This is a genomic window from Streptomyces sp. NPDC053079 (assembly GCF_044546695.1).
In the GTDB taxonomy this organism is placed as follows: Bacteria; Actinomycetota; Actinomycetes; order Streptomycetales; family Streptomycetaceae; genus Streptomyces.
The window spans coordinates 448,908-471,847 of the sequence record NZ_JBITZJ010000002.1 but is presented as its reverse complement, the minus strand read 5'-3'; the positions used below and the strand labels follow the sequence as shown (position 1 = coordinate 471,847).

The window sequence follows — 22,940 nt, the reverse complement described above, 5'->3', positions numbered from 1 at the left end:
GGGAAGCGTTCGGCATGGTGGGGTCTCCTCTCACAGGCCATGTCCCGGACAATGGCGCACCGGCGACCGACCGCATCGACGTATGCACCTCAATCCCCCGTGATGGAGCCGAAATCCGTACCGGATCCCAGGAAGAATCCCGCAATCAGCAGGATGACCGTTCCCGGGACCATGAACGTCGTGATGACCATCGTCGCCTTCGGCACCGTCCGCGCGGCCCTGCGGCGGGCGAGCTGGGCGTCCGTGCGGCGCATGTCCGTGGCGATGCCGATGAGCGTGTCGACGATCGGGGCGCCCAGCTCCTCGCCCTGCTGCAACGCCGTGACGAGTTGGGCGACTTGCTCCGAGTCATTGCGCTTGCGCAGTTCGTCGAACGCCTGCCGGCGGCTGACGCCCATGTCCATCTGGCGCAGGGTGATCCGCAGCTCGTCCGCCCACGGCCCTTCGTAGCGCTCCGCGACCCGGTCCAGCGCCTGGCGGAAGCCCAGGCCCGCGCTGACCACGACCGCGAGGACGTCCAGGAAGTCCGGCAGGGTCCGCTCGATCGCGTCGCGGCGCTCGCGCACGGCCGCCCAGATGCCGACCTCGATCCAGAACAGCCCGAAGCCGACCAGCAGCAGCGCGAGCAGGGGCTGCCCCTTGCCCAGCATGACCAGCGCGCCGCCGAAGCCGAGCGCGCCGTAGACAGCGCGCCGGGCCGCGTACCGGTCCACCGTCAGACCGCCCGGGTTGCCCGCCCGGTCGATGCGCCGCCGCACCTTGGCCACGCGCTTGTCGCCCATCATCCGCAGCACCAGCGGCGCGTACCGCATGCCGAGCCGGTCGACGGCCGAACCGACGGCCGACGTACGGGTGGAGCCGACCTCCAGGGCGAGGGCCAGGTCGGGCGGCAGCCTGGCCTCGCCGCGCAGGAGCGCGACGCCGTAGCAGGCCCCCGCCACGGCCGCCCCGGCCGTCAGCGCCAGCAGGAATCCCATGAGCCCCATCGCCTCCACCCCCTCACACGTCGATCTTCGACATCCGGCGGATGAGGAAGAACCCCAGCCCGTACAGGCCGAAGGCGGCCACGACCGCCGCCTGTCCCAGCCAGTCGGCCGTCATCCGTTCGATGGAGCCCGGCGCGATGCGGTCCATCAGCAGCAGTGTCCCGATGCCCATCAGGGGCACGACGTAAGCGGTCACCGTCACCTGGGACAGCTGGGTGCGCACCTCGCGCCGCGTCTCCTTGCGCTCCTCCAGCGTCGCCGTGAGGTTGCGCAGCGAGCTGACGACCGTGCCGCCCGCGCGATTGGAGAGCACCAGGGTCGTCACCAGCACCACCAGTTCCCGCGAGGGCAGCCGCTCGGCGAGCTCGCCCAGGGCCTCGTCGACGGAGTGGCCCACGGCGAGCCGGTCGGCGACCTTGGCGAGCTCCTCGCCCGCCGGGGCCTCCATCTCCTCGGCGGCCATGCCCAGGGCCGTGCGCAGGGCCAAGCCGGCCTGCGTGGCGTTGGCCAGGATGCGGGAGAGCTCCGGCAGCTGGTTGATGAACTTCTCGATCCGCTTGCGTCGCTGCCAGGCCAGGAAGGCGTGGGCCGACCAGAGCGCGACGATCGCCGCCAGCGGTCCGAAGAACGGTGCGAGCACGGTGGAGGCCAGCAGCCACAGGCCGGCCGCCGTGCCCGCCACGCACGCCGTGAACTCGCCCACCGTGACGTCCAGGCCCGTCGAGGCGATCCGCAGCTCCAGCCGCCTGCCGAAGCGCGTGGCGCGCAGCCACCGGTCCGTACGCCCGAAGTAGCGCGTCCGCCCGGCCGGCGGCGGGGGCGGGGCGTCGGAGAGGCGCTCGACCAGCGCCTGGTGGCGGTCCCGGCCGGTGACGTACGCCCGTACGCCCGCGACGGCGAGCGCCCCGCACAGGAGGGTGGCGCCGGCGGTCAGCGTCGCGGGACCGCTCATGTCAGCCATGCGTCATTCCGTTCTGCCCGGCCTCTCGGGTGGTGAGCTCACTGGGGAACGCGGCGACCCCGAAGGCGGGCGGAACGGCCTCGTCGGCCAGCCGCAGCCGCTCCGCCACCCGCTCCGGGAGGGGGAAGTGCGCGAACGTCCCCCGTACGACGCGGTCCGGGCCCATCGGCTCGGCGTCGAAGCGGCACACGGTCACGAGGCGGGAGCCGCCGCCCCAGCCGGCGCCGCCCGCGGAGTCCAGCAGCGCGACCTCCGCGATGCGGCGCGAGCCGTCCGCGGTGCGCGTGAGCTGGACCAGGCAGTCCACCGCGCTGTCGATCTGGTCGCGCAACGCCTCGTAGGGGATCCTGACTTCCGACATCGACGCCAGCGTCCGCAGCCGCATCAGCGCGTCCTCGGCGCTGTTGGCGTGCACGGTCGCCAGCGAACCGTCGTGACCGGTGGACATGGCCTGCAGCATGTCGAGGGTCTCCCCGCCGCGCACCTCGCCCACGATGATGCGGTCGGGCCGCATGCGCAGTGAGTTGCGTACGAGGTCGCGGATGGTGATGCGGCCCTTCCCCTCGACGTTGGGCGGGCGCGATTCGAGCCGGATGACGTGCGACTGCTGCAGCTGCAGCTCTGCCGCGTCCTCGACGGTGATGATGCGCTCGCCGTCCGGGATCAGCCCGGACAGGGCGTTCAGCAGCGTCGTCTTGCCCGCGCCGGTGGGGCCGGAGACGACGACGTTGAATTTCGCCCGTACGAGTGCGGCCAGCAGCATCAGCATGTGCTCGTCCAGCGTCCCCATGCCGATCAGCTCGCGCAGGGTGTAGGCGCGCGGGAAGCGCCGGATGGTGAGGGTGGCGCCGTTCAGCGCGAGGGGCGGAATGATCACATTGACGCGCTCGCCGGAGGGCAGGCGGGCGTCGACCATCGGATTCGACTCGTCCACGCGGCGGTTGACGGTGGAGACGATGCGCTCGATGGTCTGCATCAGCTGCTCGTTGGAGGCGAACCGCACGGGTACGGGCTCCACGCGGCCGGCCCGTTCGACGAAGACCTGGTCGGGGCCGTTGACCATGATCTCGGTGACGGACGGGTCCTCCAGGAGGGGCTCCAGCACCCCGAGGCCGAGCGCCTCGTCCACGACCCGTCTGATGAGGCGGTCGCGCTCGGCCGTGGACAGGACCGGGCCCTCGCGGCTGATGATGTGGCCGAGGACACGCTCCAGGCGGGAGCGGCGTTCACCGGCCGCGAGCGCGGACATCTCGGCGAGGTCGATCTCCTCGAGGAGCTTCGCGCGGTAGACGGGGACGAGGTGGTCCGACTCCCGGCCGTCGGGCGGGGCCTCGGGGGCGACGATGCGGGCTCTCAGGCTCATGGGGCGCCGCCCGGGGCCGCGATCTCGGTGGCTGCCGCCGGGCAGGGCATCGTCGCCCGGCGGGTGACGGTGAAGTCCGCGCCGGGGACGATCGCCGGGACGGTCACGGTGACCGTGGCGGTGATCCGGGTGTCGGCGGCCGTGCACGGCTGTGCGGCGACGGTGGCGTGGTCCGCGACCCAGCCCGTCATCGCCGCGCCGCCCGCCCCGGCGGGGGTGGCCTCCGGTTCGTCGAGGGTGGCGGTGCGGGCCGCGGCGCGGGCGCCGGTGCCGGCCTGCTGGGCGGCGAAGGCGGCGAGGCCGAGGTGGAGGGCGGCGAGGGCGACGAGGAGAAGGACGGGGAGGAAGCCGAGGAATTCGACGGAGGCGGAGCCTCTGTCTCTTCCGGGGGCTCCGCCCCCGGACCCCCGGTCCTCAAACGCCGGACGGGCTGGATTGTGCCCGGCACGGACTGATGGTCGTAACGCCATCCCCTCAGTCCTCCCGTGCCACGCCGGCCGTGCTCTCCACCGGCCACGGCCAGTCCACCGAGCCCGGGAACAGCACCGGCACCTTCAGGCGCACGCTCGCGCGGTAGACGCCGTCCTGGGGGCCGCACGTGGGCTTGCTCTGCCAGGCGCTCGGCAGGTCCGACTGGGCCGCCGCCGGGCAGTCGCGGCCCACCGCTCCCGCGCGGGCGCCCTTGTCGGCCGCGTGGCCGGCCAGGGAGTAGGTGTAGCCGACCAGGACGCACTGCCAGACCACCGCCAGGGCGACGAGGATCAGGGGCAGCAGGCCCACGAACTCCACCGCGATCTGGCCGCGGTCCCCGCCGCGGCGGCGGAAGCGGCTCAGCGGCAGGGGTGAGCCGCTGGGCACGGGGGCCAGCTGGTCCGGGCCCGTACCGCCGCTCGCAGGGGTCTCGGGGCCGCCGCCCCCTATGGCGCGGCGGCGCCGCAGGCCGCCGGTGATGGACCGGTCGGCGTGCCCGGCGTGGGCGGCGCCGCCGCGCGGGGCGGGGGCGGCCAGGCCCAGTTCGCCGGCCAGGGTCCACAGGGCCTGGCGGACCCCGGAGCGGGCGTCCAGGTCCTGCATCCGGCCGGAGTCGACGGCGCCCTGAAGTTCCTTGTAGCCGGCGGGAATCGTGGTGCGGGCGGTGCGGGTGCCCGTGGTCCGGGCGACGAGGGGCGGCTGGATCTCGGCGGTGCGGGTGTGGCGGTTGACCACGGTCGTCGTCTCCTCGGGCTTGCGGATCTGTAGCCGTTCCCAGAGCCGGACCATGCGCTTGGCAGCCCTGACGGACACCACGTCCGGCGTCGTGACCAATAAGGCCACGTCCGCCGTCTCGATCACGGCGGCCCCCGCGGCCGTGATCTGCGTGCCGCAGTCGACGATGACGAGCTCGTAGCGGCCGCGCAGGGCGGCGGCGATCTGCCGCGCGGCGAGGTCGCCGACCTCCTCGCCGCGCTCGCCCTCCGCCGGGGCCAGCAGCAGGCCGACCCCGGTGGGGTGTGGGAAGACGGCGTCCTGCAGCACCCTCGGCGAGATGTCGTTGATGCCCGCCAGATCGGCGATCGACCGCCGGAACTGCACGTCCAGATACGAGGCGACGTCGCCCGACTGCAGATCCAGGTCCGCCAGCGCCACGCTTCGCCCGGCCGCACGGGCCGCGAGGGCGAGCTGGACGGCGGTGACGGTCGTGCCGACCCCGCCCTTGGCCCCGACGACCGCGACCAGCTTGCCGCCCGGGCCGCCGCCCGGCCCCGGCCGGCCTTCGGCCGCCGCGCCCGCGCCCAGGTGGCGGCGGACGCCCGTGGCCCAGTGGGCGGCGGCCTGGACACGGGTGCCCAGCTCCTCGTACGACAGCGGCAGTGCGGCCAGGCCGCGGGCGCCGCAGTCCATGGCGGCGGCGTACAGCGCGGGCCCGGCCTCGGCGCTGAGGAGGACGGAGCCGGTGGCCGGGAAGCGGAGGGCGATCTCACGGATGAGTTCGAGGGCGGGGACGGGCCCGAGCCGCTCGTGGACGAGGACGACCTCCGGCAGGTCGTCGACCGAGGCCGCGGCCAGCACGGCGAGGGTGTCGAGCAGGCGGGTGGAGTCCCCGACGGTCTGCAGTGGTTCGACGCCCGGGAGCTGACCGAGCAGCCCGCTGACGGCGCGGGCGGCGTCCGGGTCGCCGACGGCCGGGAGGATTCTGATCGTCACCGTGTCCCTGCCTCCATCCACAACAACCGCTGGACTCCTTCCGGGCCGCTTCCGGACTACTTGTCGCCGTCGAGGGTGTACGTGCGGTCGCCGCCGCTGACCGTCCCGTCGCTGCCGGGCGCGACGAGGGCGAGCCGCACGTGGGAGGCGAACGACTCGGCGTACGCGACGCGTTGCGCGTCCTTGGTGTCCAGGGCGAACGTGATCGGCACCGCCTCCCCGGCCTGCCGTGTCGTGGTGCCGCTCCCCCGGCCCTCCCCGTCCCGCTTGAAGGGGGCCAGCTTGCCCACGTCGATGACCTGGGCGCCGCTGACGATGACCTTCGACACGGGCTTGGCGCCCTGCTCCTTGGCGTCGAAGGTGGCGTAGATGTTGACCGTCGAGCCCGGCCGGATCTTGCCCGCCACGCCCGTCGCCGCGTCGATCATGATGGCGATCTCCTGCTTGCCGGCCGCGAGCGCGGGCCGGGCCACGATCATGTCCTTCTGCAGCAGCGAGCCCTTCCGCAGCGGGGTCACGGCGATCTTGCCGCGGACGGCGGAGAGGTCGGTGACCGCGGTGGCGGGCAGCCAGCGGCGGGGCATGGAGATCTTCTCGAACGCGCCGGTCTCCCGCTCCAGGTCCTGGTAGGCGGGGACGTCGGACTTGAGCCGGTAGGCGGTCGTCTCGGGGCCGACCTTCGACTCGGCGTCGTGGATGACCGAGAACACTCCGGCGAAGGCGCCGACGGCACAGAGGACCGACAGGAGCAGCAGGACGACCCCGCGGCGCTGGCGTGAATTCATGGGACGGCGAACCTCGTTCGGGACCTCGGTAGGGGATGTGACCGGGTGGTGGCCCGTCGGGCGGGCCCGGCGCGCGGGCTAGCGGCGGGCCGCCGGCGCGGCCCGGCCCGTGGCCGCCGGGGCCGTGGCCCTCCGCCCGGTACCCGGCGGCGGGTCGAGGGCGTGGGCGGTGCCCGTGCGCGGCACGGGCGCGGAGCAGAACCCGCAGCGGTCACCGATGAGTTCGAGGCCGCACCAGTGGCACTCGTCCCGTCGCACGGACGCGACGAGCTGGTACAGCACGGTCGGGTCGGGGATGGCGGCGGCGAACTCCACCGCGCGGTGGGTGCCCCACCAGCGCCGGGACTCGGCGGGCAGCGGCTGGATCTCCTGGACGCCCTGGACGCGCCAGGCGGGGGCGACGGTGTCGGTCACCCAGTCCTCGCCCTTGCGGGGCCTGCCCCGGGCGACGGTCATCCGGGTGGCGAAGCCGGGGCCGTCGGGCACCTCGCCGGCGGCGGTGCGCACCAGCTGCCTGCCCGGGTTGACGAGCACGCCGAAGTGGGCGCCGGGCAGGAGGGAGGTGACGTGCGCGCCGAGGCCGACGTCCACGTGGTCGAGCCGGGAGACGGAGGCCAGCTGCGCGCCCGCGTAGATGTAGTGCGCGAGCAGCCGCGCGGCGGACGCGAGCACGCCGGGACTCAGGTCCGAGACCGACAACTGCCTTAACTGACGCGCCAGTACGGCCACCGCGAGCGGAGGCAGCGCCACCGGCAGCAGGGCCACGCGGTCGCTCTCCAGGACCGACCGCACGGTGTGCAGGCGCCGTACGTACGCGGGCGGGAGGGTGTCGGGGTAGAGCACGACCAGATGGCCGCACTGCTCGAGCAGCAGGGCCGCCTGTGTGACGGCCGTCTCCAGGGGCTGCGCCTCGGGGGGCTGGAGCACCGCGGCGGCCGGTGCGGGCCCGCCGGGCGGGGGGAGCACCAGGTCGGAGCTGGTGACCGCTATCGCAATCGGCACGTCGGCTTCCCCGTTCACTCCGGCCGCTTGGGGCTCCGGCGGTCGCAGATCGATACTGCCCGGTGCTAGGTGCCTCCGCACTTTATCCACGAATGGAGCGGCTGAGAACCGTTCCTCGATTTTCGCCACGGGCCGGTGGGCGGACCGGAGTTCCGGCCCGCCCGACGCCGGGAGCACGGGGTCGACGGGTGGTGGCCGGACGGCCTCAGCGCAGGGCCGCCATCCCTTCTTCGTCGTCCTCGGACGGCTTCGGCAGTTCGCACCCCGGCAGGTCGAGGTCGAGCTTGTTGCCCGTGCCGAAGCACTTGGTGATGCCGTACGTCTGCTGGGCGTAGTTGATGCCGCGGCGCACGGTGACCTGGCCGTTCTCGTCGACCTCGCACGGGTTGTTCATCGTGCAGCGCTCGCCGCTCTCGTTGCCGGTGTTGTTCACGGCGACGACCTTGCCGCTGTTGACGTCGACGACGGGCGAGCCGGAGGTGCCCCCTATCGTGTTGCACGACGGGGTGTAGCGGAGCGAGTCCTTCCAGGTCCAGTCGGCCTCGCGCAGCTGGTGGACGAAGCCGTCGACGTTGCAGGTGTAGATCCGCTTCCAGTAGCCGGAGACGACCTTGATCGGTGTCCCGGCGGTGGAGCGGTCGCCCGAGAGGGCGAGCGCGCTGATGCCGTACTGCTGCTTGATCTTCGCGTAGGTGGTGTTCAGCTCGTACAGGGTGATGTCGGTGTCCGTCATCGTGGCGTACGAGATCTTGACGGCCCGCAGCGTGGCGACCTTGCCCGCGGTGGAGTTGAGGAGGCTGAAGCTCCGGCTGGAGGGCCGGTCGGTGATGACATCGCCGGCGCCGGGCATGCCCGTTTCCAGGCAGTGGCCGTTGGTCAGGACGAGGGCGGGGTCGGTGTCGGCGGAGCCCGGCAGACGGACGAGGGAACCGGAGCAGTTGCTGAGCGCGACGGTGCCGGCGAAGTCGACGGCCTTGGGTTTGGTCGACTCCGTCCGCTCCTGCGGCGCCGCGCCGGCGGCGCCGGTCCCGGCGACGGTCGCGCCGCCCGCGAACAGCAGGGTCGTGAGCGCACAGACGAGGGGTCGTCTCATGGGGGGTGGTCCTCTCCGATCACACAGCGCATTCGGATTGACGTGAGCATTGTTGGGGCCGGTGATACCGACAGGCAATCAGCCAGTCTGATGTGAAGGGGAAGTTGGCCTGATTCACCCGCACGGCGGCGCTTGACCGGTTCATGTCACTACTCGAACACTGGGAAGGCTCACCCACCGCATTCGTCGCACGAACGGACCCCTCAGGAGGCCGCATGCGACCCCCCACCCCCCGAATCCCGCGGTCCCGCAGGCTGCGCGGCAAAGTGGCGACGGCCGCCACCGCCGTCGTACTCGCCCTGGCCATGGCCACACCGGCGTCGTCGAACAGCGCGGAACGCTCGCGGTCGTACGAGGTCACCGGGCCGAGGACCGCGGCCCAGCGCACGGCCGTCGCCGCGACCGGAGCGTCCGTCGACGCCGTCCGCCCCGGCTCCGTCGTGATCAGCGCGGACGCCGCACAGGTCGAGCGCGTCCGCCGCCTGGGCTACCCGGTCCGGGTCCTGCCCGGGCCGCCGGACCGCAGCGAGGGCCGCAAGGCCACGCCGTTCGACTTCCCGCCCGCGGACGCGAAGTACCACAACTACAAGGAGGCGATGGCGGAGATCGACGCGGACGTCGCCGCGCACCCCGCCATCATGAGCAAGCAGGTCATCGGCAAGTCCTACGAGGGCCGGGACATCGTCGCCGTGAAGATCACCAACGGTGCGAAGAAGCCGCCCGGTGGCGCGGCGGCCAAGCCCGAGGTGCTCTTCACGGCCCACCAGCACGCCCGTGAGCATCTGACGGTGGAGATGGCCCTGTACCTGATCGAGGAGTTCGGCTCCCAGTACGGCAAGGACGCGCGCGTCACCAAGATGGTGGACGAGCGCGTGATCTGGGTCGTGCCCGACCTCAACCCCGACGGCGGCGAGTACGACATCGCCACCGGCAGCTACCGCAGCTGGCGCAAGAACCGCCAGCCCAACGCCGGCTCCTCCGCCCGCGGCACCGACCCCAACCGCAACTGGGACTACAAGTGGGGCTGCTGCGGCGGCTCCTCCGGCAGCACGGGCTCCGAGACGTACCGCGGCACCGCCCCCGAGTCGGCGCCCGAGGTGAAGGTCGTCGCCGACTTCGTCCGCAGCCGGATCGTGGGCGGCAAGCAGCAGATCAAGGCCGCCATCGACTTCCACACCTACAGCGAGCTGGTGCTGTGGCCGTTCGGCTGGACGTACGACGACACCGCGCCGGGCATGACCAAGGACGACCGCGACGCCTTCGCGACCGTCGGCAAGTCCATGGCCGCCAGCAACCGCTACACCCCCGAGCAGTCGAGCGACCTCTACATCACCGACGGCACGATCGACGACTGGCTGTGGGGCAACCAGAAGGTCTTCGCCTACACCTTCGAGATGTACCCGGGCTCGAGCGGCGCCGGGGGCGGCTTCTACCCGCCCGACGAGGTCATCGACCGGGAGACCGCCCGCAACCGCGACGCGGTGCTGCAGCTGCTGGAGAACGCGGACTGCATGTACCGGTCCATCGGCAAGGAGGCGCAGTACTGCCGGTGAACGGCCGGGGCCGGGCGTCAGCCCAGCACCGCCATCGCGTCGATCTCGATGAGCAGGCCCTGCGGCAGGCCGACGTAGACCGTCGTCCGGGCCGCGGGGGCCTGCTCCAGGTCGGCGAAGTAGGCGTTCCAGATCTCGTTCAGCTCGGCGAAGTGGGCCGTGTCGGTGAGGTAGACGCGCAGCATCAGCACGTCCTCCCAGCTCGCGCCGCCCGCCTCGAGCACCGCCCGGACGTTGGCGAGCGTCTGCAGGGTCTGCTCGCGCAGCGTCGGCCCGGCGACGACCGGGGCGGCGGGGCCGCCCGGCCCGGCGGGCAGGAAGCCGACCTGGCCGGCGACCTGGAGGATGTTGCCCTTGCGCACGCCGTGCGAGAACGCGGCGGGAGGAGTGGTGTGGCCGGCGGGGATGACGGCCGTCTTCTCGGTCATGGCATCGCCTTCGTGGGTGGGGTGCTTCCGCAGTAGTCCGCGCTGATCGCGTCCGCCGTGCGGCGGACCAGCGGGAGCAGGGCGAGGAGTTCGTCGGCGGTGACGACGACGTTCGGCGCGGACACCGAACAGGCGGCGACCACCCGGCCGTCCACACCGCGGACGGGCGCCCCGACGCAGTTGATCGACTCCTCGTGGCCGCCGAAGTCGGTGGCCCAGCCCCGGGCCCGTACGGCCCCCAGCTCCTCGAGGAAGGCGGCGGCGTGCGGGGTCGAGCGGGAGGTGTAGGCGGGGTAGTCGAGCCGCTCGGCGACCGTACGGCGCTCCGGCTCCGGCAGGTCGGCGAGCAGCACCTTGGCGACGGCGGCGACGGTGATCGCCACGGGCTTGCCGATGCGGGAGTACATCCGTACGGGGTAGCGGCTCTCGACCTTGTCGATGTAGAGGACCTCGTCCTCCTCGTACACGGCGAGGTGCACGGTGTGCCCGCACCGCTCGTTGAGCGCCACGAGGTGGGGATGGGCGATCTCCCGTACGTCCAGGCCCTCGACGGCCTGCTGGGCGAGGGCGAAGAGGCGCGCGCCCAGGCGGTAGCGCTGGTCCTGCTGCCGGTGGACGATGCCGTGCTCGTGCAGCGTGCGCAGCAGGCGCAGCGCGGTGGACTTGTGCACGCCGAGGCGGCTCGCGACCTGTTCGAGGTTGGCGGGTCCCTCGGCGAGCAGCGGCAGGATGCTCAGGGCGCGGTCGACGGTCTGGCTCATGCGGTGTGTTCCTCCCAGCCCGGTCCGAGTCGCAGTCTTCCCCAGGCGCCGGGATCCAGGCCCGCGAGCGCGTCGGCGCGCGCCCGGGCGGGCGGCTCGCCGAGGTCGCCGGCGGCGGTGAGGGCGGAGGCGGCCATGAGGTGGCCGTGCCGCAGCCGGGCGGCGAGCGGCAGTCCGCGCAGGGTCGCGGAGAGGAACCCGGCGGCGAAGGCGTCACCGGCGCCGACGGGCGCGACGACGTCGACGGCGGGCGCGGGGACGGCGACCACGGTGCCGTCCGTGTACGCGGTGGCCCCGGCGGCGCCGCGCTTGACGACCAGCAGCGGCGGCTCGGGCAGGAGGGCCCGTACGGCGTCGGCGCCGGTGACGCCCCAGAGGTCCTGTGCCTCGTCCTCGCCGACGAAGACGACGTCGCAGCCGCGGGCGAGCGCGGCGAGGGTCCGCGGGCCCCCGGCCGCCGCGGGCCACAGCGGGGCGCGGAAATTGACGTCGAAGGAGACCAGGGGGCGGCCGGGTGCGCGGGCCGTCAGGGCGCGCGTCAGGGCGAGGCAGCCGGCGGAGAGGGCGGCGGTGATGCCGGTGAGGTGGAGGACGCGCCCGGACCAGGCGACCTCGCGCGCGACGTTCTCCGGTGACATGGCCGAGGCCGCCGAGCCGGAGCGGTAGTAGGCGACCTCGGCGTACGGCTCGCGGGCGGGGGCGGCGGCAGTCGCCCGTTCCCCGGCCGTACGGAAGTACAGGCCCGTCGTCCGGGCCGGGTCGCGCCGCACCGCCGAGGTGTCCACCCCGTGTGCGGCGAGGGCCTCCAGCAGGTACGTCCCGAAGCCGTCCGTACCGACCCGGCCGGCCCAGCGCGTGCGGTGGCCGTACCGGGCCAGGGCGCAGGCGACGTTGGCCTCGGCTCCGCCGATGCCGCGCTCGAAGGAGGGTGCGTCGGCGAGCGGGCCCGGTGCCGTGGGGCGGAAGGCGACCATGGCTTCGCCGAGGCAGACGACGTCGACGTCCGATAAGCCGGCGGTGGGGATGGGGGTACTCATGATGGCGGTCGTATGCCCCCCTCGACCCGGCCCGCAGGGATTCGTACCGTTGACCCGGTACTTGGCGGGATGTTAGACAGCACGCAGCGCTCCACGCAATGGATGTTGCAGAGAATGCAACACGACGACTGCATCACGACTTCACGGGAGGCCCGCATGGCCGCCATAGCCGCCGACGCCGTCGCCCGCCTCGCCGAGGAACGGGTCGACCACCGCTTCAAGGGCCTGCCCCCGGACGCACAGGGCCGGACCGTCGGCGAGCTGGCCGCCGAGCGCCGCTCCCTGTTCACCGGCGGCTTCACCACCCCCGTGCTCGCCCTGTCGGCCGAGGCGCTCGACCACAACCTCGCCGTCATGGAGCGCTACTCCGCCGGTCACGGCCTGGCCTTCGCCCCGCACGGCAAGACCTCCATGGCGCCGCGGCTCTTCGAGCGCCAGCTGGCGCACGGCGCCTGGGGCATCACCGCCGCCACGGCCGCCCAGGTCCGCGTCTACCGCGCCTTCGGCGTCCGGCGGATCTTCCTGGCCAACGAGGTCGTCGACGCCGCCGCCCTGCGCTGGATCGCGGCGGAGCTCGCCGCCGACGCCGACCTCCGGATCGTCACCTACGTCGACTCCGTGCGCGGCGTCGAGCTGATGGACGCCACCCTGCGCGACGCCGGGGCCGGCCGCCCCCTCGACGTCGTCGTCGAACTCGGCGAGACCGGCGGCCGCACGGGCGTCCGCACAGAAGCCGACGCCACCCGCGTCGCGGACGCCGTCGCGGCGACCGGCACCCTGCGCCTGGTCGGCGTCGCCGGCTACGAGGCGGAGATCCCCGACGCCGACGGGGAGACCGTACGGGCCTGGATGCGCCGCCTCACCGGGCTGGCCGTCGCCTTCGACAAGGAGAACCGCTTCGCCGGCGTCGAGGAGATCGTCGTCAGCGCGGGCGGCAGCGCCTGGTTCGACGCGGTCGCCGAGGTCTTCGCAGAGCTTCCGCCGCTGTCCGCGCCGGTGCTCAGGCTGCTGCGCTCCGGCGCGTACGTCACCCACGACGACGGCCAGTACCGCAGCAAGACGCCCTTCAACCGGCTCCCCGAAGAAGGCGCCCTGCAGCCCGCCTTCCGCCTGTGGGCCCAGGTCGTCTCCCGTCCCGAGCCCGGCATGGCCTACCTCAACGCGGGCAAGCGCGACGTCTCCTACGACCTCGGCCTGCCGGAGCCCCAGCTCGTCCGCTCCGCCCGGGACGGCTCCCTGCGCCCGGCGGAGGGACTGACGGTGACCCGGCTCGCCGACCAGCACGCGTTCGTGGCCCTCTCGGGGGACACGGAGCTGGAAGTCGGGGACTGGGTGGGGCTGGGGCTGTCGCACCCGTGCACGGTGTTCGAGAAGTGGCCCCTGATCCCGCTCGCCACGGCGGACGGCACGGTCACGGACTACGTCCGCACCTTCTTCTAGCCCACCCGCCGTCCCGGGAAGGGGCGGGATCGGGGAAAGGACTCGCCGCCCATGGACACCGTCTTACGCGACGTACGCGTCATCGACGGCACCGGCACCCCCTCCTACCGCGCCGACGTCGGCCTGACCGAAGGCCGGATCGCCGAGATCCACCGCCCGGGCGACGGGCCACGCCCCACGGGCAGACGCACCCTCGACGCCCACGGCCTCGCGCTGGCGCCCGGCTTCATCGACATGCACGCCCACAGCGACCTCTCCCTCCTCCGCGACCCCGCCCACGAGGCCAAGGTCGCCCAGGGCGTGACGCTCGAGGTCATCGGCCAGGACGGCCTGTCGTACGCGCCCGTCGACGACCGCACCCTCCCCCAGATCCGCACGGCGATCGCCGGCTGGAACGGCGACGGCCACGACGTCGACTTCACATGGCGCACCGTCGGCGAGTATGTGGACCGGCTCGACCACCAGGGCATCGCCGTCAACGCCGCCTACCTCGTACCGCAGGGCGCGGTGCGGATGCTGGCCGTCGGCTGGACGGACCGGCCGGCCACGGCCGCCGAGCTGGACCACATGCGGCACCTGGTCGCCGAGGGCCTGGAGCAGGGCGCGGTGGGGATGTCCTCCGGGCTCACCTACACGCCCGGCATGTACGCCGACGACGCCGAGCTGACCGAGCTGTGCCGCGTCGTGGCCCGGTACGACGGCTACTACTGCCCCCACCACCGCTCGTACGGGGCGGGCGCCCTGGCCGCGTACGAGGAGATGATCGCCCTCGCGCGCACGGCGGGCTGCGCCCTGCACCTGGCCCACGCCGTCATGAACTTCGGCGTGAACGCCGGGCGCGCCGGCGAGCTGCTGACCCTGCTGGACGCCGCGCTCGCGGACGGCGCCGACATCTCCCTCGACACCTATCCGTACACGCCGGGCTGCACCACGCTCGCCGCGATGCTGCCGAGCTGGGCGAGCGAGGGCGGGCCGGAGGCGGTGCTGGCGCGGCTGCGCGACGACGCCACGGCCGGGCGGATCCGGCACGCCATGGAGGTGACGGGCGCGGACGGCTGCCACGGCGTGCCGATCGACTGGGACGCCGTCGAGATCTCCGGCGTGGCCGGCCCGGGCCTCGGGGAGTACGTGGGCCGGACCGTCGCCGCCTGTGCGCGCGACCGCGGCGAGGCGCCGTTCGCCACGGCCCGCCGGCTGCTGATCGAGGACCGGCTGGGGCCGACGATCCTGCAGCACGTGGGGGACGAGGCGAACGTCCGCGCGATCATGCGGCACCGCGTGCACACGGGCGGCAGCGACGGCATCCTGCACGGCGCGAAGCCCCACCCTCGTGCCTTCGGCACGTTTCCGCACTACCTGGGCCGGTACGCGCGTGAGCTGGGCGTGTTCTCCCTGGAGGAGTGCGTGGCGCATCTCACGTCGCGGCCCGCGGCCCGGTTGCGGCTGCCGGATCGCGGTCTCGTACGCGAGGGACACCGCGCCGACCTCGTACTCTTCGATCCCCTGACGGTGGCCTCCGGTGCCACTTTCGAAGCCCCGCGGACGCTTCCGACCGGCATTCCTTATGTCCTGATTGCCGGACGCTTTGTGATGGAAGACGGACGCCGGACGGACGTTCTGGCGGGACGCACGGTCAGGCGCTCGCCCGCGGGCTGAGGGGCCCGGCCGGGGCGCTCCCGGTGGGGCGGGAAAGGGCGCGCGTGCCGCGTGACGTCCCCGTATGGTGGCCGTCATGCAGGTGATCCAGTCAACGAAGCTCGCCAACGTCTGCTACGAAATCCGTGGCCCGGTGCTCGAGGAGGCGATGCGGCTCGAGGCAGCAGGTCACCGCATCCTCAAGCTCAACACGGGCAACCCCGCGATCTTCGGGTTCGAGTGCCCGCCGGAGATCCTCGAGGACATGCTGCGCAACGTCGGCGACGCGCACGGCTACGGCGACGCCAAGGGGCTGCTCGCCGCCCGGCGCGCCGTGGTGCAGCACTACGAGACCAAGGGCATCGAGCTGTCCGTCGAGGACATCTACCTCGGCAACGGCGTCTCCGAGCTCATCCAGATGTCGATGCAGGCACTGCTCGACGACGGCGACGAGGTCCTCGTCCCGGCCCCCGACTACCCGCTGTGGACGGCGTCGGTCTCGCTCGCGGGCGGCACGGCCGTGCACTACCGCTGCGACGAGCAGTCGGACTGGATGCCGGACCTGGCCGACATCGAGCGCAAGGTCACCGACCGCACCAAGGCGCTCGTGATCATCAACCCGAACAACCCCACGGGCGCCGTCTACGACGACGAGATGCTGCGCGGCCTGACGGAGATCGCCCGCCGCCACAACCTGATCGTCTGCTCCGACGAGATCTACGACAAGATCCTCTACGACGGCGTGACCCACACCCCGACCGCCGCAATCGCCCCGGACCTGCTGACGCTGACGTTCAACGGCCTGTCCAAGGCCTACCGCGTGGCCGGCTACCGCAGCGGCTGGCTGGCGGTCTGCGGCCCCAAGGCCCACGCCGACAGCTACATCGAGGGCCTGACGATCCTGGCCAACATGCGCCTGTGCGCCAACATGCCGGCGCAGTACGCGGTGGCCACCGCCCTCGGCGGCAAGCAAACGATCAACGACCTGGTGCTGCCCGGCGGCCGGCTGCTGGAGCAGCGCGACGTCGCGCACGAGCTGCTGACGCAGATCCCGGGCGTGACGTGCGTGAAGCCGAAGGGCGCGCTGTACGCCTTCCCCCGGCTCGACCCCAAGGTCTACAAGATCAAGGACGACCGGCAGATGGTGCTGGACCTGCTCCGCGCCGAAAAAATCATGGTCGTGCACGGCACGGGCTTCAACTGGCCGGAGCCGGACCACTTCCGCCTGGTCACGCTGCCGAACGCCAAGGATCTGGCGGAGGCCGTGACCCGGATCGGGAACTTCCTGGACGGCTACGGCCAATAACTTTAGACGCTGTCTAAGTTAGGATGGCCTTCAGAGGTAACTCAGGAGGCCATCCATGTACGAACCGATCCGCACCAAGTCGGTCCACGCACACGGCCCGCACCGCTCCCGCGAGGAGGAGCTGGACATCCGGCTGGCAGGGCACTTCACGGCGCTGCTGACGGTGACGGACGAGCTGCGGGTGCTGGCGCCGGCGGCCGCGCTGGACGATGCGGCGGCGCGGCTGGCGCTGCGGGTGGAGCGCCTGCTGGGCCACTCGCCCCTGCGGGCGGCTCCGACCACGGGGTCGGTGGCCCCCGCCCGTCTCGCCGCCCTGCACCAGCGGGCGCACATGCTGGCGGGCCAGGCCCTGGTCGTGGCCACCCAGCGCGGCGACGCGCCGAGCGCCGCCCTGGCGGCGGAGCGGATGCACGCCCACGCGGGTTTTCTCTTCCCCTAGCCGGACGGGCTCAATGGAGCCCGTCCGGCGATTGAGGACAAAAAGAGGAGCGGTCAGCCCAGGCGCTTGACCAGCGCCCGGTACTCGTCCCACAGCTCCTTCGGGGTGTGCTCACCAAAGGTGTTCAGGTGCTCGGGCACCAGTGCCGCCTCCTCGCGCCAGACCTCGGTGTCGACCTTGAGCAGGAAGTCCAGGTCCTCCTCCGGCAGGTCCAGGCCCTCGGTGTCGAGCGCGGAGCGCGTCGGCAGGATGCCGATCGGGGTCTCGACGCCCTCGGCCTTGCCGTCCAGGCGCTCGACGATCCACTTCAGCACGCGGCTGTTCTCGCCGAAGCCCGGCCAGACGAACTTGCCCGCGTCGTTCTTGCGGAACCAGTTCACGTAGTAGATCTTCGGGAGCTTGTCCTGGTCGGCACCCTTGCCGACCTTGATCCAGTGGGCCATGTAGTCGCCCATGTTGTAGCCGCAGAACGGCAGCATGGCGAAGGGGTCGCGGCGCAGCTCGCCGACCTTGCCCTCGGCCGCGGCGGTCTTCTCGGAGGCGACGTTGGCGCCGAGGAAGACGCCGTGCTGCCAGTCGAAGGACTCGGTCACCAGCGGCACGGCCGAGGCGCGGCGGCCGCCGAAGAGGATGGCCGAGATCGGCACGCCCTTGGGGTCCTCCCACTCGGGCGCGGCGATCGGGCACTGCGAGGCGGGCACGGTGAAGCGGGCGTTGGGGTGGGCGGCCGGGGTGCCGGACGCGGGGGTCCAGTCGTTGCCCTTCCAGTCCGTGAGGTGAGCCGGGGACTCCTCGGTCATGCCCTCCCACCACACGTCGTTGTCGTCGGTGAGCGCGACGTTGGTGAAGACGGCGTTGCCCCACAGGGTCTTCATGGCGTTGGCGTTGGTGTGCTCGCCGGTGCCGGGGGCGACGCCGAAGAAGCCGGCCTCGGGGTTGATGGCGTAGAGGCGGCCGTCCTCGCCGAAGCGCATCCAGGCGATGTCGTCGCCGATGGTCTCCACCGTCCAGCCGGAGATCGTGGGCTCCAGCATGGCGAGGTTGGTCTTGCCGCAGGCGGAGGGGAAGGCGGCGGCCACGTACTTCGCCTCGCCCTGCGGCGGGGTGAGCTTGAGGATGAGCATGTGCTCGGCCAGCCAGCCCTCGTCGCGCGCCATCACCGAGGCGATGCGCAGGGCGTAGCACTTCTTGCCCAGCAGGGCGTTGCCGCCGTAGCCGGAGCCGTAGGACCAGATCTCGCGGTCCTCGGGGAAGTGCGAGATGTACTTGGTGGTGTTGCACGGCCAGGGGACGTCGGCCTCGCCCTCGGCCAGCGGGGCGCCGAGGGTGTGGACGGCCTTGACGAAGAAGCCGTCGGTGCCGAGCTCGTCGAGGACGGCCTGGCCCATGCGGGTCATGGTGCGCATCGAGACGGCGACGTAGGCGGAGTCGGTGATCTCGACGCCGATCGCGGACAGCGGCGAGCCGAGGGGGCCCATGCAGAAGGGCACGACGTACATGGTGCGGCCGCGCATGGAGCCGCGGAAGATGCCCCCGTCGCCGTCCTTGCCCTGGAAGATCTCCCGCATCTCGGCGGGGGCCTTCCAGTGGTTGGTCGGGCCCGCGTCCTCCTCCTTCTCGGAGCAGATGAAGGTGCGGTCCTCGACGCGCGCCACGTCGCTGGGGTCGGAGGCGGCGTAGTAGGAGTTGGGGCGCTTGACCGGGTCGAGCTTGCGGAAGGTGCCCTTGGCGACGAGCTCCTCGCACAGGCGCTCGTACTCGGCCTCGGAGCCGTCGCACCAGACCACGCGGTCCGGCTGAGTGAGGGCGGCAATCTGGTCGACCCAGGAGATCAGCTCCTGGTGGCTGGTGAGGGTGGTGGGAGCCGCACTGCTGCGCGCCACGATCGCTCCGTCCCGCCGGAACCCGCTGTCCGGCGTCAGATGTTGAGGGTGGAACGGGTAATTGCATACCGGGATGCCCGGTATGTACCCGCCTCTGCACATGTTGCCCCTTGGGGGCTGCGACCCAGACGCTTCGTGACCGCTCATCCGGTGCCGCCCGCACTCATTTGATCATCCGACTCATCATCCGATCTGTCCAGGGGGCACCCCCGTGACCATCGCCACGCGATACCGGTCCGTAACCTACGGTGGCGTAGGTAGCATGACGGGCATGACTTCCGCGCCCGACGCAGCGCGAATCGCGCCCTCCGCTTCTGCCGCGGCCGCGACCGCCGCTCCTCCCGATGTCATCCCCTCCTCCGTCGCGGACGCGGTCAAGCCGCGGCTGCGAGGCTGGCTGCACGCGGGAATGTTCCCGGCCGTGCTCATCTCCGGTGTCTTCCTCACCGCACTGGCGGACAGCACCCGGGGCCGGATCGCCTGCGCGATCTTCGTACTGACCGCCTGTCTGCTCTTCGGCATCAGCGCGCTGTACCACCGCGGCAACTGGAGCCCGCGGACGACGGCCGTGCTCCGCCGACTCGACCACGCGAACATCTTCCTGATCATCGCGGGCACCTATACGCCGCTGACCATGCTGCTGGTGCCCGGCAGCAGAGGGCAGGTGCTGCTGTGGGCGGTCTGGGCGGCGGCCCTCGCGGGCATCGCCTTCCGCGTCTTCTGGGTCGGCGCGCCGCGCTGGCTCTACACCCCCTGCTACATCGCCATGGGCTGGGCCGCCGTCTTCTTCCTGCCGGACTTCCTGCGCAAGGGCGGCGTGGCCGTCCTCGTCCTGGTGATCGTCGGCGGCCTGCTCTACTCCGCGGGCGGCGTGATCTACGGGATCAAGCGCCCGAACCCCTCACCTCGGTGGTTCGGCTTCCACGAGGTCTTCCACTCCCTCACCCTGGCCGCCTTCGTCACGCACTACGTGGGCATCTCGCTGGTGGCCTATTCCCACGCCTGACGGACCGGACGCCGGGTGCGACGGGCGCCCGGCCCGTACCCGCCGTCCTCTCGCGGGCCGCGGCCTCGACGCCGCGGCCACCCGCCAGGCCAGCGAGGCCACCCCGGCCAGCACCACGGTGAGCACGGCCGCCTCGCCGGCCACCACATAGCCCCCGACGCATAACCCCGCCACCAGCACGGCGAGAGCGTTCACAGCCACAACCGTCATGACTACCTCCGATCATTTCACTGATCGTTCCCCTGCCCCGCACACAGCGTCACACACCGCACTGACAGTCAGTGTGGCATCAAGGATCCGGCCGGTCCCGGTCACGGACGGATGACCGAGAATGCAGGGCATGGCCTCAGCACAGACCTCCCCCACCGGGCAGCCCGGGCCCAGGCTCGGGCTGCGGGAGCGGAAGAAGATCCAGACCCGTCGGGCGATCCGCGGCGCCGCCTACCGCCTCTTCGCGGAGCAGGGCTACGACGCCACCCCCGTCGACCGGATCGCCGAGGCCGCCGACGTCTCCCCCAGCACCGTCTTCCGCTACTTCCCCACCAAGGAAGACATCGTGCTCACCGACGAGTACGACCCGCTGATGGAGGCCGCGATCCGGGCCCGCCCCGCGGGCGAGCCGCCCCTGGAGTCCATCCGCCGGGGTGTCCTGGACGGCCTGCGCCACCTCGTCGACACCGACCTCGCCGAGCTCCGCCAGCGCACCCGGCTCGTCCACGAGGTGCCCGCGCTGCGCGGCCGGTCGGCGGAGGGCATGGCGCGGACGGGCCGCATGCTCTGCGCCGTCCTGGCCGAGCGCACGGGCCGCCCGCCGCACGACCTGGAGCTGCGGGTGGCGGTCGCCGCCGTCCTCGGCGCGATGCAGGAGGCGATGATGGCCTGGGTCGAGCAGGGGCAGACCGAGGACCCGCTGGCCCTGATCGACCGAGCCCTGGGCGTCCTCGTCCGCGGCCTCACCCGCTGACCCGGGCTCCGGGCCCCACCGCGGCGCGCGCCGCCGCCCTCAGCCGCCCAGCTTCTCCGCCAGGGCCTTCGCGTCGACCGTGGGCGCGTCACAGGTGAAGTTCCGGCACACATAGGCCGCCGGACGGCCGTCGCGCAGGGTTCGGCCGTGCAGGAGCGGCACCTCCTCGGAGCCCGGCTCGCCCACCGCCACCACCAGGCCGGGGGCCGTGGACAGCAGCGCCGTGTGGTGCAGCTGCCGGGTGACCGGGTGATCGGCCGGGCCGACGACCGCGACCTCGCGCGGTCCGTCCAGCAGGGCCTCGGCCACCGCCAGCCCCCAGCTGATGAACCGCGGCGCCTTCGCCCCGAGCGTCCGCACCACGCCCAGCGCCTTCTCCGCCGCCTCCCGGTGCGCGGAGCTGCCGGTGTACGCGGCGTACGTCAGCAGGGCGCCGGCCGCCGCCGTCCAGCCGGAGGGGGTGGCGTTGTCGGTGGGGTCCTGCGGGCGCCGGATGAGGATCTCGGCGTCGTCCGCGGTGTCGAAGAGCGCCCCGTCCACGTCGGTGAAGCGGATCAGCACGGTGTCCAGGAGCAGGCCCGCGAAGTCCACCCACACGCCTTCGCCGGTGACCGCGGCCAGGGCCAGGAAGCCCTCGGCGACGTCCGCGTAGTCCTCCAGCACCCCCGCGTGCGTGCCGGCGACGCCGTCCAGCGAGGTGCGGAACAGCCGCGCGTGCCAGTCCATGTGGGTGCGGACGAGCAGGTCGGCGGCGTCCGTGGCGGCCTGGACCAGGTCCGGGCGGTCGAAGTAGGCGCCGGTCTCGGCCAGTGCGGCGATGGCCAGCCCGTTCCAGGCGGCCACGATCTTGTCGTCCCGTGCCGGGCGGGGCCGCTGATCGCGCGCCGCCAGCAGCCGGGTCCGCACGGAGGCGACCTTCCCGGCGTCCCACAGCTGTTCGGTGTCGGGCAGCCGCAGCACGGAGGCGCCCTCCTCGAAGGTGCCCTCCTCGGTCACCCCGAAGTGGACCGCCGCCATGGCCGCGTCCGCCTCACCCAGCACCTCCCGCAACTGCCGCGGCGTCCACACGTAGTACGCGCCCTCGACGTGCCGCCCCGTACCGTCGTCACTGTCGGCGTCCAGCGCCGAGGCGAAGCCGCCCTGCGCCGTGCGCAGTTCGCGGACCATGAAGTCCGCCGTCTCCAGGGCGACGCGCCGGGCCAGCTCCGAGCCCGTGGCCCGCCACAGGTGGGCGTAGACCCGGCACAGCAGGGCGTTGTCGTAGAGCATCTTCTCGAAGTGGGGCACCACCCAGCCGGCGTCCACCGAGTAGCGCGCGAAGCCGCCGCCGAGCTGGTCGTAGATGCCGCCGCGCGCCATCGCCTCGCACGTGGCGCCCGCCATCTCCAGGGCCGCCGCCGAGCCCGTGCGGACGTAGTGGCGCAGCAGGAACTCCAGCGCCATGGACGGCGGGAACTTCGGTGCGCCGCCGAAGCCGCCGCGCACGGCGTCGAACTCCCGGGTCAGCCCCAGCAGCGCGGCGTGCGCGTCCTCGGCGGCGGGGGGCCGGGCGGTGTCCACGGACAGCGTCCGGTCCGCCAGGTCCCGCACGATGCGCCCCGCGACCTGGCCCACCTCGTCGCGCCGGTCGCGCCAGGCGGCGTGGACGCCCTCGAGGACCTGGACGAAGCCGGGCATGCCGTGCCGGGGCTCGGGCGGGAAGTAGGTGCCGAAGTAGAACGGCTCGGCGTCCGGGGTGAGGAAGACCGTCATGGGCCAGCCGCCCTGGCCGGTGGCGGCCTGGACCGCCTCCATGTACACGGCGTCGATGTCGGGCCGCTCCTCGCGGTCGACCTTGACGGAGACGAAGTGCTCGTTGAGGTAGGCGGCGGTCGGATCGTCCTCGAAGGACTCGTGCGCCATGACGTGACACCAGTGACAGCTGGAGTACCCCACGCTCAGCAGCACCGGCACGCCCCGCCGCCGGGCCTCGGCGAAGGCCTCGGGCGACCAGGGCCACCAGTCGACCGGGTTCCCGGCGTGCTGGAGGAGGTAGGGGGACGTCTCGTGCGCCAGACGGTTCGGCATGGGGCCATCCTTCCCCACGGCAGCACGAAACCGGGGCTCCGCCCCGG

Annotated in this window: 20 protein-coding genes; 7 read left to right on the top strand and 13 right to left on the bottom strand. The window is 72.6% G+C overall.

Features of this window, described 5'->3' with window-relative positions; translation table 11 throughout:
• Positions 1 to 89: 89 nt before the first annotated feature.
• From ACIGXW_RS09395 to ACIGXW_RS09360, 8 genes are all read right to left on the bottom strand, one after another.
• On the bottom strand, positions 90 to 977 hold the full coding sequence (locus tag ACIGXW_RS09395) for a DUF5936 domain-containing protein (protein ID WP_360907519.1): 888 nt from the start codon (positions 975 to 977) through the stop codon (positions 90 to 92).
• A 22-nt stretch (positions 978 to 999) separates the two neighbouring features.
• Complete coding sequence (locus tag ACIGXW_RS09390) at positions 1,000 to 1,938, bottom strand: type II secretion system F family protein (RefSeq protein ID WP_399572491.1); 939 nt, start codon at positions 1,936 to 1,938, stop codon at positions 1,000 to 1,002.
• Between the two features lies 1 nt (position 1,939).
• Positions 1,940 to 3,310 (bottom strand): CpaF family protein, encoded by a 1,371-nt coding sequence (locus ACIGXW_RS09385; RefSeq protein WP_071961715.1) that lies wholly within the window; start codon positions 3,308 to 3,310, stop codon positions 1,940 to 1,942.
• On the bottom strand, positions 3,307 to 3,780 hold the full coding sequence (locus ACIGXW_RS09380; RefSeq protein WP_399571590.1) for a TadE/TadG family type IV pilus assembly protein: 474 nt from the start codon (positions 3,778 to 3,780) through the stop codon (positions 3,307 to 3,309). The genes ACIGXW_RS09385 and ACIGXW_RS09380 overlap by 4 nt, the downstream gene beginning before the upstream one ends.
• Positions 3,781 to 3,784: 4 nt before the next feature.
• On the bottom strand, positions 3,785 to 5,494 hold the full coding sequence (locus ACIGXW_RS09375; protein WP_399571588.1) for a P-loop NTPase: 1,710 nt from the start codon (positions 5,492 to 5,494) through the stop codon (positions 3,785 to 3,787).
• A 56-nt stretch (positions 5,495 to 5,550) separates the two neighbouring features.
• Positions 5,551 to 6,279 carry a Flp pilus assembly protein CpaB gene (cpaB, locus tag ACIGXW_RS09370; RefSeq protein ID WP_399571586.1) on the bottom strand — a complete coding sequence of 243 codons (729 nt, stop codon included), beginning with the start codon at positions 6,277 to 6,279 and terminating at the stop codon, positions 5,551 to 5,553.
• A 78-nt stretch (positions 6,280 to 6,357) separates the two neighbouring features.
• Positions 6,358 to 7,281 (bottom strand): hypothetical protein, encoded by a 924-nt coding sequence (locus ACIGXW_RS09365; RefSeq protein ID WP_079273554.1) that lies wholly within the window; start codon positions 7,279 to 7,281, stop codon positions 6,358 to 6,360.
• Positions 7,282 to 7,486: 205 nt separating this feature from the next.
• A complete protein-coding gene (locus ACIGXW_RS09360; RefSeq protein WP_071961718.1) occupies positions 7,487 to 8,374 on the bottom strand; it encodes a serine protease in 888 nt (295 codons plus the stop codon).
• 215 nt (positions 8,375 to 8,589) lie between these two features.
• Between ACIGXW_RS09360 and ACIGXW_RS09355 the strand changes: the two genes are divergently transcribed.
• Complete coding sequence (locus ACIGXW_RS09355; RefSeq protein ID WP_399571583.1) at positions 8,590 to 9,927, top strand: M14 family metallopeptidase; 1,338 nt, start codon at positions 8,590 to 8,592, stop codon at positions 9,925 to 9,927.
• 17 nt (positions 9,928 to 9,944) lie between these two features.
• On the opposite strand, the gene ACIGXW_RS09350 is transcribed toward ACIGXW_RS09355, so the two are convergent.
• The 3 genes from ACIGXW_RS09350 to ACIGXW_RS09340 are packed head-to-tail and all read right to left on the bottom strand — an operon-like array spanning position 9,945 to position 12,153.
• Positions 9,945 to 10,355, bottom strand: coding sequence for a RidA family protein (locus ACIGXW_RS09350; RefSeq protein WP_399571580.1), 411 nt, complete (start codon positions 10,353 to 10,355; stop codon positions 9,945 to 9,947).
• Positions 10,352 to 11,116, bottom strand: a complete 765-nt coding sequence (locus ACIGXW_RS09345; protein WP_399571577.1) for an IclR family transcriptional regulator — start codon at positions 11,114 to 11,116, stop codon at positions 10,352 to 10,354. The genes ACIGXW_RS09350 and ACIGXW_RS09345 overlap by 4 nt, the downstream gene beginning before the upstream one ends.
• The gene (locus ACIGXW_RS09340; RefSeq protein WP_399571575.1) at positions 11,113 to 12,153 is read right to left on the bottom strand and encodes a sugar kinase; all 1,041 of its coding nucleotides are present in this window, start codon (positions 12,151 to 12,153) and stop codon (positions 11,113 to 11,115) included. Before ACIGXW_RS09340 ends, ACIGXW_RS09345 begins: the two co-directional genes overlap by 4 nt.
• Before the next feature lie 156 nt (positions 12,154 to 12,309).
• On the opposite strand from ACIGXW_RS09340, the gene ACIGXW_RS09335 reads away from it, so the two are divergent.
• The 4 genes from ACIGXW_RS09335 (at position 12,310) to ACIGXW_RS09320 (ending at position 16,973) form a co-directional block, all read left to right on the top strand.
• A complete protein-coding gene (locus ACIGXW_RS09335; RefSeq protein ID WP_399571573.1) occupies positions 12,310 to 13,593 on the top strand; it encodes an alanine racemase in 1,284 nt (427 codons plus the stop codon).
• A 51-nt stretch (positions 13,594 to 13,644) separates the two neighbouring features.
• A complete protein-coding gene (locus tag ACIGXW_RS09330) occupies positions 13,645 to 15,249 on the top strand; it encodes an amidohydrolase family protein (RefSeq protein WP_399571571.1) in 1,605 nt (534 codons plus the stop codon).
• A 76-nt stretch (positions 15,250 to 15,325) separates the two neighbouring features.
• A complete protein-coding gene (locus ACIGXW_RS09325; RefSeq protein WP_360906433.1) occupies positions 15,326 to 16,534 on the top strand; it encodes a pyridoxal phosphate-dependent aminotransferase in 1,209 nt (402 codons plus the stop codon).
• Between the two features lie 55 nt (positions 16,535 to 16,589).
• Positions 16,590 to 16,973 (top strand): hypothetical protein, encoded by a 384-nt coding sequence (locus ACIGXW_RS09320; protein WP_399571569.1) that lies wholly within the window; start codon positions 16,590 to 16,592, stop codon positions 16,971 to 16,973.
• 53 nt (positions 16,974 to 17,026) lie between these two features.
• Here the strand turns inward: ACIGXW_RS09320 and ACIGXW_RS09315 are convergent, their stop codons facing one another.
• Positions 17,027 to 18,856: a phosphoenolpyruvate carboxykinase (GTP) gene (locus ACIGXW_RS09315; protein WP_399571567.1), complete on the bottom strand. Its 1,830-nt coding sequence runs from the start codon at positions 18,854 to 18,856 to the stop codon at positions 17,027 to 17,029.
• A gap of 271 nt (positions 18,857 to 19,127) precedes the next feature.
• Between ACIGXW_RS09315 and ACIGXW_RS09310 the strand changes: the two genes are divergently transcribed.
• The gene (locus ACIGXW_RS09310; protein ID WP_399571564.1) at positions 19,128 to 19,862 is read left to right on the top strand and encodes a hemolysin III family protein; all 735 of its coding nucleotides are present in this window, start codon (positions 19,128 to 19,130) and stop codon (positions 19,860 to 19,862) included.
• 331 nt (positions 19,863 to 20,193) lie between these two features.
• Positions 20,194 to 20,826: a TetR/AcrR family transcriptional regulator gene (locus ACIGXW_RS09305; protein ID WP_399571562.1), complete on the top strand. Its 633-nt coding sequence runs from the start codon at positions 20,194 to 20,196 to the stop codon at positions 20,824 to 20,826.
• A gap of 39 nt (positions 20,827 to 20,865) precedes the next feature.
• Here ACIGXW_RS09305 and ACIGXW_RS09300 read toward each other — a convergent pair whose 3' ends face one another.
• Positions 20,866 to 22,893 (bottom strand): thioredoxin domain-containing protein, encoded by a 2,028-nt coding sequence (locus ACIGXW_RS09300; RefSeq protein ID WP_399571559.1) that lies wholly within the window; start codon positions 22,891 to 22,893, stop codon positions 20,866 to 20,868.
• Between the last annotated feature and the right edge of the window lie 47 nt (positions 22,894 to 22,940).

Bases quoted from the DNA above. Each gene is read 5' to 3' on its own strand.
- ACIGXW_RS09360 (WP_071961718.1), bottom strand. From the start codon at position 8,374: ATGAGACGACCCCTCGTCTGTGCGCTCACGACCCTGCTGTTCGCGGGC.
- ACIGXW_RS09300 (WP_399571559.1), bottom strand. From the start codon at position 22,893: ATGCCGAACCGTCTGGCGCACGAGACGTCCCCCTACCTCCTCCAGCAC.
- ACIGXW_RS09320 (WP_399571569.1), top strand. From the start codon at position 16,590: ATGTACGAACCGATCCGCACCAAGTCGGTCCACGCACACGGCCCGCAC.
- cpaB (WP_399571586.1), bottom strand. From the start codon at position 6,279: ATGAATTCACGCCAGCGCCGCGGGGTCGTCCTGCTGCTCCTGTCGGTC.
- ACIGXW_RS09345 (WP_399571577.1), bottom strand. From the start codon at position 11,116: ATGAGCCAGACCGTCGACCGCGCCCTGAGCATCCTGCCGCTGCTCGCC.
- ACIGXW_RS09385 (WP_071961715.1), bottom strand. From the start codon at position 3,310: ATGAGCCTGAGAGCCCGCATCGTCGCCCCCGAGGCCCCGCCCGACGGC.
- ACIGXW_RS09395 (WP_360907519.1), bottom strand. From the start codon at position 977: ATGGGATTCCTGCTGGCGCTGACGGCCGGGGCGGCCGTGGCGGGGGCC.
- ACIGXW_RS09330 (WP_399571571.1), top strand. From the start codon at position 13,645: ATGGACACCGTCTTACGCGACGTACGCGTCATCGACGGCACCGGCACC.
- ACIGXW_RS09350 (WP_399571580.1), bottom strand. From the start codon at position 10,355: ATGACCGAGAAGACGGCCGTCATCCCCGCCGGCCACACCACTCCTCCC.
- ACIGXW_RS09380 (WP_399571590.1), bottom strand. From the start codon at position 3,780: ATGGCGTTACGACCATCAGTCCGTGCCGGGCACAATCCAGCCCGTCCG.
- ACIGXW_RS09335 (WP_399571573.1), top strand. From the start codon at position 12,310: ATGGCCGCCATAGCCGCCGACGCCGTCGCCCGCCTCGCCGAGGAACGG.
- ACIGXW_RS09390 (WP_399572491.1), bottom strand. From the start codon at position 1,938: ATGAGCGGTCCCGCGACGCTGACCGCCGGCGCCACCCTCCTGTGCGGG.
- ACIGXW_RS09355 (WP_399571583.1), top strand. From the start codon at position 8,590: ATGCGACCCCCCACCCCCCGAATCCCGCGGTCCCGCAGGCTGCGCGGC.
- ACIGXW_RS09340 (WP_399571575.1), bottom strand. From the start codon at position 12,153: ATGAGTACCCCCATCCCCACCGCCGGCTTATCGGACGTCGACGTCGTC.
- ACIGXW_RS09310 (WP_399571564.1), top strand. From the start codon at position 19,128: ATGACTTCCGCGCCCGACGCAGCGCGAATCGCGCCCTCCGCTTCTGCC.
- ACIGXW_RS09305 (WP_399571562.1), top strand. From the start codon at position 20,194: ATGCAGGGCATGGCCTCAGCACAGACCTCCCCCACCGGGCAGCCCGGG.
- ACIGXW_RS09325 (WP_360906433.1), top strand. From the start codon at position 15,326: ATGCAGGTGATCCAGTCAACGAAGCTCGCCAACGTCTGCTACGAAATC.